Origin of the sequence: Paenibacillus puldeungensis (assembly GCF_042678945.1) — a bacterium.
Lineage (GTDB): Bacteria > Bacillota > Bacilli > Paenibacillales > Paenibacillaceae > Fontibacillus > Fontibacillus puldeungensis.
This window is the reverse complement of sequence record NZ_JBHTLM010000011.1, coordinates 13,584-26,362: the sequence shown is the minus strand read 5'-3', so window position 1 is coordinate 26,362 and position 12,779 is coordinate 13,584. Positions and strand designations below refer to the sequence as shown.

The 12,779-nt window shown below is 45.9% G+C and carries 11 protein-coding genes; 1 reads left to right on the top strand and 10 read right to left on the bottom strand.

The genetic code is table 11. From position 1 onward, the window contains the following. Positions 1 to 203 precede the first annotated feature (203 nt). The 4 genes from ACFQ3W_RS15410 to ACFQ3W_RS15395 form a co-directional block, all read right to left on the bottom strand. On the bottom strand, positions 204 to 1,757 hold the full coding sequence (locus ACFQ3W_RS15410; RefSeq protein WP_379320132.1) for a response regulator: 1,554 nt from the start codon (positions 1,755 to 1,757) through the stop codon (positions 204 to 206). Between the two features lie 166 nt (positions 1,758 to 1,923). Next, the gene (locus ACFQ3W_RS15405; protein WP_379320131.1) at positions 1,924 to 2,757 is read right to left on the bottom strand and encodes a carbohydrate ABC transporter permease; all 834 of its coding nucleotides are present in this window, start codon (positions 2,755 to 2,757) and stop codon (positions 1,924 to 1,926) included. Positions 2,758 to 2,761: 4 nt separating this feature from the next. Next, positions 2,762 to 3,658 carry a carbohydrate ABC transporter permease gene (locus ACFQ3W_RS15400; RefSeq protein ID WP_379320130.1) on the bottom strand — a complete coding sequence of 299 codons (897 nt, stop codon included), beginning with the start codon at positions 3,656 to 3,658 and terminating at the stop codon, positions 2,762 to 2,764. A 21-nt stretch (positions 3,659 to 3,679) separates the two neighbouring features. After that, on the bottom strand, positions 3,680 to 5,011 hold the full coding sequence (locus tag ACFQ3W_RS15395) for an ABC transporter substrate-binding protein (protein WP_379320129.1): 1,332 nt from the start codon (positions 5,009 to 5,011) through the stop codon (positions 3,680 to 3,682). Positions 5,012 to 5,379: 368 nt separating this feature from the next. Here ACFQ3W_RS15395 and ACFQ3W_RS15390 point away from each other — a divergent pair, with 368 nt between their 5' ends. Continuing rightward, positions 5,380 to 6,297, top strand: a complete 918-nt coding sequence (locus ACFQ3W_RS15390; RefSeq protein WP_379320128.1) for an ArsR/SmtB family transcription factor — start codon at positions 5,380 to 5,382, stop codon at positions 6,295 to 6,297. Between the two features lie 391 nt (positions 6,298 to 6,688). On the opposite strand, the gene ACFQ3W_RS15385 is transcribed toward ACFQ3W_RS15390, so the two are convergent. From ACFQ3W_RS15385 to ACFQ3W_RS15360, 6 genes are all read right to left on the bottom strand, one after another. Continuing rightward, positions 6,689 to 7,654 carry a glycoside hydrolase family 43 protein gene (locus ACFQ3W_RS15385; protein WP_379320127.1) on the bottom strand — a complete coding sequence of 322 codons (966 nt, stop codon included), beginning with the start codon at positions 7,652 to 7,654 and terminating at the stop codon, positions 6,689 to 6,691. Positions 7,655 to 7,757: 103 nt separating this feature from the next. Further along, the gene (locus ACFQ3W_RS15380; RefSeq protein WP_379320126.1) at positions 7,758 to 8,039 is read right to left on the bottom strand and encodes a DUF6171 family protein; all 282 of its coding nucleotides are present in this window, start codon (positions 8,037 to 8,039) and stop codon (positions 7,758 to 7,760) included. A 10-nt stretch (positions 8,040 to 8,049) separates the two neighbouring features. Continuing rightward, entirely contained in the window at positions 8,050 to 9,528 is a 1,479-nt protein-coding gene (locus ACFQ3W_RS15375; protein ID WP_379320125.1) for an alpha-N-arabinofuranosidase, read from the bottom strand. Positions 9,529 to 9,553: 25 nt separating this feature from the next. After that, positions 9,554 to 10,957 (bottom strand): arabinan endo-1,5-alpha-L-arabinosidase, encoded by a 1,404-nt coding sequence (locus ACFQ3W_RS15370; protein ID WP_379320247.1) that lies wholly within the window; start codon positions 10,955 to 10,957, stop codon positions 9,554 to 9,556. 52 nt (positions 10,958 to 11,009) lie between these two features. Continuing rightward, positions 11,010 to 11,852, bottom strand: coding sequence for a carbohydrate ABC transporter permease (locus ACFQ3W_RS15365; protein WP_379320124.1), 843 nt, complete (start codon positions 11,850 to 11,852; stop codon positions 11,010 to 11,012). Positions 11,853 to 11,879: 27 nt separating this feature from the next. Continuing rightward, complete coding sequence (locus tag ACFQ3W_RS15360) at positions 11,880 to 12,767, bottom strand: carbohydrate ABC transporter permease (protein WP_379320123.1); 888 nt, start codon at positions 12,765 to 12,767, stop codon at positions 11,880 to 11,882. Between the last annotated feature and the right edge of the window lie 12 nt (positions 12,768 to 12,779).

The window sequence follows — 12,779 nt, the reverse complement described above, 5'->3', positions numbered from 1 at the left end:
AATCAAGCTTTCGCACTTTTCTTAGTCTTTTTATACTCCAAACCTATAATAGCTTGCCGAGAAAACGCTTTATACACGGGATATTAGTCATGTTTTCATATAAAAATATCGAATCACTGGGTTAATAAAACCAAACAGCGCGAGCGTGGAAGTTCAAAAAGAGCTTCCGGCTCGCGCTGTCTCCATCTTACTTTGCGCCCTGTTTAATCGTTGCCTACTTGCTTACGATAGGCGGATGGCGAAGTGCCTACGTATTTTCTGAATTTGCTGTGGAAATAATCCACATTGGTATAACCAACCTTCTCAGCGACCTGATAAACCTTATATCCTTCCTCCAAGAAACCTTTGGCCTTATCGATTCGAACCTTGTCCAAATACGTATTGAAGTATTCGCCAGTCTCATTTTTGAACAATTTTCCCAAGTAGGCACTGTTATAATTAAAGATTCCAGATAGCGTTTCCAATTTTAAATTTTCGCTGAAATTACGGTGAATTAAGTCCAACATAATTTTAACTTCCCGCTGCTTGCCGCCTTCACCAAGTCGAACCATAATAAGTCCAAGAAATTCCTCAGCCGTCTTATACAATGCACCTACAGTCTGAACCTTGTGAATTTCGGTCAAGTGGTCGGAAAAACCTTTGCTGTGGTCCTGCAGTTCGGGGGATTGCTTTAGCGCTTTACTAAGAATAGAAGACAACACCCCAACAAACCGGCGCTTGATTTCCTTTTCAGGATATCCCTCGGCAACTAGCCTTTGCCCGATTTGCCGAACTAAGGAGCCCACTGCTTCTCGATTTCCGATGTCTACAGCAAAATAAAGCTGCTCACTTAGCTCCTCTATTGAATCGTCCTTCTGATCATGGTCGGCGCTGCCGCCTTGCCTAAGGAATTCCTCTGTCATGATTGCCCCGTGATCCAGAACAAAATGGTGCTTTAGCAGTTCAGAAGCTACATCATAAGAAGCTCTTATTTCAGTTAAGGAGCTGACCTTCTCGCCAAGAGCGGCGGAAAAGACTGTGTCTCTACCGGTCAACACAGCCTGAATTTCCCGATATACCTCATCGGTTTCTACCGACAAAAGGGGTTCATTAAGGAGTACCCCGAGCTTGGCATGGATGCCAAATACCCAGCCTCGCCCGGATTCTTCAAATCGTTTTGCCAAAGTTTTTCTCACTAAATTATTGATATCCTGGTCGGATCCATCCTCTGCAAACAGCTCCAGAAGCAAAATTTGAAAGGATCTCCCGGCAATGCCAATATCCTTGGCACGTTCACACAAGGGAGATGAATCCTGCCCCTCCGAGCCAGTTAATATCGACTGAATCAGGGCTTCACGATTCCATTCCTTTGTTACCTGATTCCAATTCTCCTTAGCATTAGCCTCATCGATCGCCTTTTTAATCTTTACCAAATAATCCGTAAACTCATCCTCATCGACAGGCTTTAGCAAATAACCGTCTGCCCGCTGCGTGATTGCCTTCTTCGCGTATTCGAAATCGGCGTAACCGCTAAGGATTAATATATGCAGATCCGGATCCTGCTCACGCAATTTGCGAATTAGCTGTAAGCCATCCATCCCCGGCATCCGAATGTCCGCTACTACGAGATCGGGATGATGCACCTGATATTTCTCCAGTGCTTCGTTTCCGTTGGCAGCAGTGTCAACCACCATGTACCCTAAAGCATCCCAGTCGATAAATGAACGTAGTCCTTCTCTCAGCTTGGGTTCGTCATCTACTATCAGTACCTTAATCATTCTGCATTCCTCCAGCCGGAAAATAATATGATCTTACCTTTCCAGCGAGTGATCGTGCTGTTAAAAAGCTAACACGAATAAAGCGTTTTCATCTAATTATAGTAATTTTTCCAAATGTCAACAAACATTATTCTGTTCATTTATTGCACTATTTTGATATCTCATATCACCCCTTTACCGCCCCTGCCGTCATCCCATCGATAAAATATTTTTGGAAAGCGACGAACAAAATAAAGATTGGCAGAATAGAGAAGAAGGAGCCTACAATTAAAAGATCGTAATTGTTCCCATATGGGGTCAGCAGCGTCTTTAGCCCGATCGGAAGTGTATACTTGGCTTCATCGCTCAACACCATAAACGGCCAGAGGAAATTGTTCCAGCTGTTCATCCCATTCAAAATCGCCATCGCCGCAAAGGACGGCTTCATTACCGGTAAAATCAATCGAGCATAAATCCCGTATTCGCTGGCCCCATCCACTCGCCCCGCTGCAATAATTTCTTTAGGAATCCCACGCAAGTATTGTCTGAAGAAAAAAATCGTCGCCGCGCTCGCGATACCGGGCAAGACGATGGCGGAATAGGAATTCATCATGCCGATGTTGTATGTAAGTGTATATAGAGGAAGAAGCAGAATTTCAAACGGAACCATCATAATAAGCAGCACGCATATGAAAAGAAAGTTTTTCCCTTTAAATTCATAGGCCGAAAATCCGTAAGCAACCGTGGCACTAATCAGGAGGGTTAAAGTCACCTGAATAACCGTTAGAATCAAGGAGTTAAAGAACCAGGTAAAATATGCGTGATCCCCTGTAAATAAATACACGAAGTTATCAAAGCCCATAACGGATAAATCAAACCTTAAATTAAGTCCATAGCGAATCAAATCTTCACCAGGCTTAAATGAAGCAATCGTGACGGCATAAAACGGTAGGAGAATAATGACGCATAACACAGCAAAAAGAGCAAAAAGGATGGTTTTTATCCCAGCTTCTTTTCTCATAGCATCACTCGTCCTCCTTCTTAAACATGCCGGTAAAGGCCAATTGCGAAAGATTGATGATCATCGTAATGACCAGCAGCACGATCCCGACGGCCGCAGCGTATCCCAGATTGTTCTTCTCAATCCCTTGACGATACAAGTAGCCAACGATGGTCAGACCGATATTTTTCGGAGAATTGTTCCCGTTCCACAGCATCATGCTCTCAATAAACATCGCCAGACCCGCGTAAATGCTGATCGTCAGTACATAGATCGTGGTGGGCTTCAGCAGCGGCATCGTGATTTGGGTGAATCGCTGAAAGGGGGATGCTCCGTCGATGGAGGCGGCCTCGTAATATTCGTTTGGTATGTTTTTGAGACCGGATAAAAAATAGAGCATATTGACTCCCATCCACCTCCAGGTAGCAAGCGCCAATAGAGCGACAAGTCCAGTAGCCTGCCCCTTCAGAAACTTGATCGGCTCGATGCCGAACAGTCCCAAAAAGCTGTTAATGAGTGAGCCCTCCATTTCTCCGAACATCAGCCGAAAAATCGTCCCTGCTACAACGACCGAAGTGAGCGCTGGAAAGAAAAACGAGGATTTGAAAAATTCCCTACCCCACATCAGCTTATTGTTGATTAATACGGCAAACAGCATTGGAAAGGGAATGAGGATTACGAGCGTTAGCACCATATAGATGGCGCTGTTCGAAACGGCCTTTAGGAAGACGCCATCGCCCATCAATTTGCTGTAGTTGTCAAAACCGATCCACGTCGCTTCCTGCCCTAGCGTCACTTTTTGAAAGCTCATACCAAATGAACTAGCTAAGGGGTACACCCAAAACAAAGCAAAGACAAGGATAAACGGGAGCACAAATACGTAAGGAGCCACCTTCTGCGAGTAAATAAACTTTCGAAACATGACGCTTCACACCTTCGCTCACTATTTTAGTTCCTGTTCAATCTGCTTTTGCGCGTTATCCAGCGCCTGCTTGATATCTTTGCCGTCTTCAAAAATCTCATTGAGGGTCACCGTACAGAGAACATTGTTGATGGTTGGACTTGCGGAGGTCGATTTGATGAGCTTGATTTCGTCTTTGATCTCATTTAGGACGTCGAACGGATTGTTTACGAAGTATTTGACGAATTTATTTTCCGGATTATGCGTCACGTCTTTCATTTCCCAGACATCCATGTTGATCGGGTCAAAACCTAACGTATTCCAGATTTCGATATTGGCATCTAGAGACAGCTTGGCATATGCGATAAATTCCTTCGCTAATTGAACATCCTTGGCGGTCTTTGTTACAACCGTTGCGGTTCCGCCTCCTCCGTAAGATCTGGGCATCCCCTTTTCAAAAACAGGGAGAGGGGCAATGGCGATTTTGCCGGAGAGATCGGTCATGTAATTCGTATAGCGGGACATCTGCCAGAGAGGCATAAATGCGCTGACGTAGTTGCCGGAATTAAATTCCCCGTAGGCTTCCTCGGAATCGGGTTGGCCGCCGGCAATCGTGGAAATCACGTGATTGTCCTGCAAATCTTTTAATAGAGTCAGCGCTTTGATCATTTGCTCCGAATTTACCTTGGGGTTTCCGGCATCATCGGTAAAATCGGAACCTTGCTGAGCTAGCAGCAACGAGGTTTGCCAGGTTGCGCTGGTATCCGCCGTGCCCATCGATTTACCGGTTTTTTCGTAAACCTGTTTACCTGCTTTTTTATAATCGTCCCAGGTGACGATACTTTTGTAGTCCACGCCCGCTTCTTTTAATATTTCCGTATTATAGAACGCTACGGTTGCGCCTACATGCGTAGAGAGTCCGTAAACAGTCCCGTCCTTGCTATACAGATCCAGCTGAGATTGAACAACCGTGCCTTTGTATGGTTCAACTACATCGTTAAGCGATTCCAACTGTGGAGTTCCCTTCATAAAGTCCGGGTATTTGCCCAGCTCGATATCGGCTATATCCGGGGCCCCCACTCCCGTCTGAACGGCAATGGACAGCTTGTTGTGCATATCATCGTAAGGCATAACCGTTACGTTAAGCTTGATTTGACGGTCCGGGTTCGCTGCGTTCCATTTCTCCAGCATTTTCTCAAAATGCTGACCATGCAGCTCCACAAAGGTCCAATAGGAAAGTTCCGTTGCGCTTTTTCCGGCTCCGCCCTCCAGAACGGACGTTTTTCCCCCAGTTGCAGTGGATGATGACTTTCCGCAGCCCGAGAGCATCATTGTCATCGACAAAATGATCAGAATGGCTATTCCTTTTTTCATACTTGACCCTCCTAAAAAATCAATTCCGTTTCCATAGAGATAATACTTGTAAATGAATTCGCTTACAGCTACACAATAATATACAAAAGGAAGACGATAAATATAACCAATTAAAACTTTTTATATATATTTAAATAAAAAATAAATTCTGCGTTTTATGTTAATTATTTGGCAATATTTAAACTAACATCATCCTTTTTATTTTATGTATAATTAAATATAAGAGGTTGTATGTTTTTAAGTATACATTTCCTCTTCATATTTTTTTACAAATTATGATTTAATTCTTTATCAACCCGTTTGGTTAGTTTATAATAATATAAAATAAAAAATATTCATAATTCCTATTGGAAGAAGGTATTCAATCCATGATATACATTAAGGATTTGATGAGCGGGATCGACATCTTTAAAGCCTTAAGTTCTGAGATCAGAATTCAAATCCTCGAATTGCTCGCGAAAAATCAGGCACTCAACTTGAACGATTTGGCTACCAAACTTAATTTAAGCAATGGCGCCATTACGATGCATATTAAAAAGCTGGAGGAAAGCGGGTTAATCGAGATTAACACCTCGGTAGGCAAACACGGCATCCAGAAGATCTGCTATCTCAATAAGGACACGTTAATGGTAGATTTACGCAGTAAAGATGTAGAAAATTTGTACGAGGTAGAGATTCAGGTCGGGCATTACAGCGATTATCAGGTTGCGCCTACGTGCGGTTTAGCAACTAAGGACAGTATCGTCGGGGATTTTGATGATCCTCGCTACTTTGCCGATCCACAGCGAATCGATGCAGAAATCATTTGGCTTGCAGACGGTTACTTGGAGTATCGCATTCCAAACTATTTGAAACCGAACCAATCTTTTAGAGAAATTCAGTTTTCGATGGAGTTAGGCTCGGAGGCCCCAGGCTTCTGCGACAATTACCCATCCGATATTTATTTCTATTTAAATGGCGTCGAGATCGGCTTCTGGACGAGTCCCGGCGATTTCGGCGACGCGCGCGGAACGTTTAACCCGGACTGGTGGCCGCCGCATTTGAATCAATATGGCATGTTGAAGCTCATTCGCATTAATAATGAGGGGAGCTTCATCGACGGCTGCCGAATCTCGGACGTGACACTGAATCAGATTGACCTGAACTATAAGAGCGAGCTGACCTTTAGAATTGCCGTTACCGACAAGTCCGCCAACAAACGCGGACTAACGATTTACGGTAAAAACTTTGGCAACTACAGCCAGGACCTTCTGGCCCGGGTACTTTACGATGTGCAGGAGGATTAAATAGGAATCCGACTGCCCATCTCCCCCCAGTTGCGGTAGCGGTGTGCTTGAATTCACACCACTAAGTGCATTTTGTGCATCTATTTTCCGGCAAATTACGGATTTCTGAATTTTAACTGTAAAACGTGCAACTAAAATGGGCTAAACGGGCAGAAGAGACGATTCTTCCCTTTTTAACTGCACTTTTTACAACTACATTTCTAAGCCTGTCATAATACCAAGGATTAACTGTACAAAATGCAATTACTACGTGGGTAACAAGATGCTTTCCCACAGCCATTTTATATTTTTAAATATGAAAAAAGGAGCCAATATGCTTTGCAGCATAATGCTCCTTTTTTTCATAATATCAAATGGAATTAGAGCGAGTATCCGTGGCTTCACTAAAAAATTACAAGCGTACTCCGTCCTCCACAGGGATTCCGAAGCTTGGCGTACCGTCTTCGTTCCACTCAATCAATTGCGCTCGGGTGTGGCGGTTCGGATCATAAAGCGGATCGCCGACAATTTCTTTATAGTTCCGTGCGTGGTAAATCAACACATCTTGACCGTCCTCGGACACCGTAAAGCTGTTATGACCGGGTCCATATTGCCCGTTTTCTTCATTAGTTTGAAATACAGGCACAGGCGATTTCGCCCAGGATTGTGGGTCGAGCAAATCGGCATTCTCGTCTGCCGTAAGCAAGCCCATGCAGTAATGGTGGTCAGTTGCGCTAGCCGAATAGCTCATAAATATACGTCCATTCCGCTTCAACACAGCCGCTCCCTCATTTACTTTAAAGCCGATCGTCTCCCAATCGTACTCTGGGGTGGAGATCATGACTTGCTCCCCGGTTAATGTCCAAGGATTTTCCATCTTGGAAATGTAAAGATTAGAGTTTCCATTGATGGCAGGATCCTTTTGGGCCCAAACGTAGTACAATTGTCCACGATGCTCAAACGTTGTGGCATCCAAGGCAAACGATTCCCAGCGTGTGCGGATCTGTCCCTTTTCCTCCCATACTCCTTCAAGCGGGTTGGCAGAGCTATTCTCAAGGACATACATACGGTGGTCGAACAATCCATCCTTCGTTTCAGTCGTTCTGGCTGCAGCAAAGTAAATATACCATTTTCCTTGAATGAAGTGAATTTCCGGCGCCCATATATTTGCACTCAGCGGGCCAGAGTCGTACTTACGCCAAGCAACTACCGGCTCAGCCGTACCTAATCCCTGAATTTTAGCCGCTCTGCGAACTTCGATAAGGTCGTATGAGGGAACCGATGCAGTAAAATAGTAAAATCCATCTGTATGCTTATAGACCCACGGGTCAGCCCGCTGCTCCACAATCGGGTTTACATACTCTCGATTATTGTCCATGATTTTCTCCTTTTGGCTTCATTCAAATGATGTCGTTCGTTGATACAGTATTAAAAGGATAGAAACTTTAGGCTTAAGCAGTACCTTAAGCAACTTGGTCATTTTATAGGTTCGCCGATGTTTTGTCCCATCTGGAAGCAGACGGATGGGGACATTCCGACGCGAGAAGTTGAGCTCGTACGGCTACAAGACAACCGCAGTATTGGCAGGTTGTGCCGTACTGTAAACCGGAGCAGCTGCTGCACTGGCGGAGCCGATGCTCAACTTCCTCCTCTGTAACCACCTCTCTACCTTGAATAGCAATTTCTATGAGGCGTTCCAATTTTTCCGGGGTGACCCTGACGCTTTCCGTACAGCCTTTGCAGCCTTGAGCTTGGCCTTTCATCGCTGAACTCCTATCTCAGCGCGAAAACAGCTACGGACGCTGATGGAAGCACAAAGCTCAAATTGCCACCCTCAAGAACGGCCCCTTCAAAGACAATCGGGTGAACCGTTTCAGGTTGCTCAAAGCTGTTATAGGCTCCTAGCGATGCATGGGTTAAGAGTGTCCCCACCACTTCACTTATCTCGACACCATTCAAGCAAACATGAACCGGAGCATCTTCGGCATGATGCAGATTGCAAGCTGAAATATGAATTACTCCCACCTCATTGATGGAGGCCGATACACTAATCTGAGGAATAGATTCATCTCCATAGCTGTATGTCGGGCTTTCAAAATCCACTTCAAGAAGCTTCGCATCCTGATGGACCTGGTACATATCGAACACATGGTAAGTTGGTGTCAGTACAAGCTTGCTGCCTTCGGTTAAAATCATAGCCTGCAGCACATTGACCATTTGGGCAATGTTAGCCATTTTCACACGGCTGCTGTGATTTTGGAAAATATTCAAATGGATCCCCGCCACAAGCGCATCTCGTAGTGTATTTTGCTGATACAGGAATCCGGGATTGGTCCCCGGTTCGGGAAGGAACCAGGTTCCCCATTCATCTACGATCAATCCAACCCGTTTCTCCGGATCGTATTTATCCATAATGGCAGAATGCCCGGTAATCAGTTCGTCCATATGAAGCGATTTCTTCATCGTTTCAAACCATTCTGCTTCGTCAAATCCAAGCGCTGGACGCTTCTCCTCCCAGCTGCCGGGAATCGTATAAGAATGCAGGCTGAGCCCATCCATAAAGCGGCCCGCTTCGCGCATCAATACTTCCGTCCAATTGTAGTCGTCAACATTCGCACCGCCAGCGATTTTATACAGATGATTGTCCCGGTAATTTCGAGCATATGTCTGGTAACGGCGGTACAAATCGGCATAGTATTCCGGACGCATATTCCCGCCGCAGCCCCAGTTTTCATTGCCAACGCCGAAATACTTAAGTTCCCATGGCTGCTCTCTGCCGTTCTCACGTCGCCAGTCCGCCATCGGCGACTCCCCGTCAAAGGTCATGTACTCAACCCACTCCGACATCTCCTGAACCGTGCCGCTTCCCACGTTGCCACAAATGTAAGGCTCACAATCCAGGAGCTCACATAAGCGGAAAAATTCATGCGTGCCAAAGTGATTATTTTCAACCACACCGCCCCAATGTGTATTAACCATTCGTTTGCGTGACTCCTTGGGGCCGATGCCGTCCTTCCAATGATATTCGTCAGCAAAGCATCCTCCCGGCCAGCGCAGCACCGGGATGTTCAGCTTTTTCAGCGCTTCGAGCACGTCGTTACGGATGCCGTCCGTGTTCGGAATCGGAGAATCCACGCCTACCCATAGTCCTTCATAAATACATCTACCCAGGTGCTCTGCGAATTGTCCGTACAAGTGACGGCTGATCGTTCCCTTGGTTTCCTTGACATTTAGGTTGATGGCAACCACCAAATCACCCCATTCTTATACAATTTCTTTATTTACTTTCAGCAGAAATCTGCTTACCCCAAACGGCAATGCCTTTATCACTCATACCAGTAAAGACTAAGGTCTGTACTCCTTTTTCCCAATCCCATGAAGGAAGCAGCTGTACTTTTTCCACCTTGCCGCCGGTTTCCGACGGTTCATCCCAGGTCAACGTCAAGGTGTACTTCCCGTCAAACGACCAGGTACCGGTGCCGCGACTGCCCTCCAGCTTGCCCTCGCTAAGCAGTGATAGCTTGGAAGACTCCACTTGCCCATCCACAAACGGATCGTGCTCAAGTCTCTCCCATTCTCCAGACAGCAGCTTTTTCGGAATATCCTGCTGTTTTTCTCCTGCATAACGTTCCGGCGAAACTACCGGCCATCCGTCCTCGGTCCACACGATTTTTCTCACATGCAGGTAAGACCAGTTTTTATCGGCTTCACCTCTGGCATGATGTACAATATAGTAGTTTTCTCCGTCTTTTAGAACTGAATTGTGCCCAGGAGCGACCCAGCCCTCATCTTCGCCAAACTTGTAGCCGCCCAAAATTTTGTTTCCGACCTCATATTGCGGCTCGTGTTTGGTGTCCGTCATTTCCCGCCCGTTGAAATCAACGTAAGGGCCGGTAATCGAGTCCGATCTCGCAACACGCACATTGTAATCCTCAAACAACGAATCGTAGGATACGAACAGGTAGTATTTTTTGAACTTTTCATTGTACACAATATAAGGTCCCTCAACCGCCCCATCCTCCGTGGCCATGTCGCGAGCCGCAATGAGCTGGCCGAACCCTTGCTCTTTCGGTTTTCCCGTAGATGGGTCCAGTTCAACAATATGAATCCCGCCGAAAAAAGAGCCATAGACCATCCACATCTTGCCCTCTGCATCGACAATGACGTTCGGATCAATCGCGTTAATCGGGTCATCGTTTTTCGTTTTAATGACGGCCCCTTGGTCCACCCATGGCCCTTCGATGGATTTCGAAGTCGCCATCCCGATCATGGACTGTCTGCTGCCAAAGGTTGAAGCCGAATAATACATACGGTAAGTGTCTTCGTGTTTTACGACATCCGGCGCCCATAGATTGGTAGCCCCCGTCCATTTCAAGGCTTCCTCCGGGATGCCCGGTAAAGCATAATCCACCCATTTCCATGAGATCAAGTCATCCGATTTCCGGACCATAACCCCCGGCCGTGGATCTCCACCAACCTTGACGTCCGTGGAGAAGATGTAATAACCCTGATCCGTCTTGATAATCCCGGGATCATGAGCATTGTTAATCGTCCACTTTGCTTCGTTATGAAGCACCGAAGTATCATACATCGCGGTCGTTTCGGGAGCCTCCGGAAAAACGGGATCCGGTGTGCGATCTCCCGAGCATCCGCCCATTCCAAGCATTAGCAACAATAACATCCCCGGCAGCACCACCTGTTTTTTCATATTTTTCACAACCGATCTGTTTGGTTTATCCTTTAACCCCGGATATCGCAACGGATTCGATGATCTGCTTCTGGAACACTAAGAAGATCGTAAGAACCGGCAGCAACGCGATGACGGAGGCGGCCATAATGAGCGGATAATCCGTTTGAATCGCGTAAGTTGCGTTAAAGTTCGCAATAACGAGCTGCAGCGTTTGCTTCTCTGGAGAGGTTAGATAAATAATCGGCGCCAAATAATCGTTCCAAATCGCCATGAACCATAAAATCAGCTGAGCGGCAACGGCCGGCTTGATTAGCGGAAACGTAATCGTTGAGAACAATCGGAAGTAAGAACTGCCGTCGATTTTCGCGGCCTCCAAAACCTCATTCGGCACGCTGATCAAATATTGACGCAGGAAAAAGATCATTACGATGTTGCCGAACAATCCCGGAACAATAAGAGGAAGCAGCGTATCAATCCAACCAAGCTCCGAGAACATGATAAATTGTGGAATCATAACCGCAGGATATGGAATCATCAAAGCCGTTAGCAACAAGAGGAAAATTACGTTCTTACCCGGAAATTTCAGCTTGGCGAACGAAAAGGCGGCCAAACTGGATGTAAGGGTTCCTACGACCGTAACGGAAAGCGCGATGATGACACTATTTTTAATCCCGTTAAGCAGCGGACCCGCCGTCCAAATTTCAGCATACTTGCCCCACTGAGGATCTTTTGGTATCCATACTGGAGGCAATGCGAACACATCGATTTTTTGCTTAATAGACGTCGAGAGCATCCATAGAAGCGGTGCGATCATCGCAATAGCTCCGATGGCCAAAATGATGAAAATGATTGTATTATTCAGCTTAATTCTCGTCGAATGTGACATATTCATATTCTCTCCTTTCCTAAACAATTACACATCGAAGTTTGACTTTTCGTTCATTTTGAATTGGATCAAAGTTACGATAAATATGAATATGCCTAAAACCACGGCCATTGCAGACGCGTACCCCATCTGGAAGTTATCGAATGCCTTTTGCCAAATATAGAACACGACGGATGCAGAGGAGTATTCTGGGCCCCCTGTGCTCGTCATAATGTTGATCTCTGTAAAGATCTGCGATCCACCGATAATGTTCGTTACGACAATGAAGAAAGTAACCGGCTTCACCATAGGCCATGTAATGTGACGGAATGACTTGAACCCGCTGGCACCGTCAAGCTCGGCCGCTTCATAATAGGAACGCGGCACGCTTTGCAGTGCGGCCAAATAGAGCAGCATGGTATATCCGAGCCCTTTCCAAACGGTCATCATAATGAGTGCAGGCTTAACCGTGTGTGTATTCATGAGCCAGTTAGGCCCCTTGATTCCAAACAGATCGAGGAATTGATTGACCAGACCATAATCGCCGTTGAATGCCCAGCTCCACATAATGGAGATTGCCGCCAAAGATGAAATAACGGGAACGTAATAAATGACGCGAAATGTTGTGGTGCCGGGGATTCCCCGGTTAAGCCCCAATGCGATCAGCAAAGCAAGGACGAGACCAATCGGAATGCCGATCATCATAAATAATGTATTGAATGCCGCCTTATGAAACAGCTCATCCGTGAGCAGGTCTTTAAAATTGCTTAAACCGATAAAGTCCATTTCTCCCAGGCCGTCCCAATCGGTCAATGAGCCGAAAAATGAATAGGCTACAGGAAACAATGTAAAGAGAAGAAAGCCAAGAATCGGTGGCAAAATGAATAAATATCCGTATATTCTCTCTTTTCGATACAGATTTGATTTAGCTTGCATGCTCGTCACCTC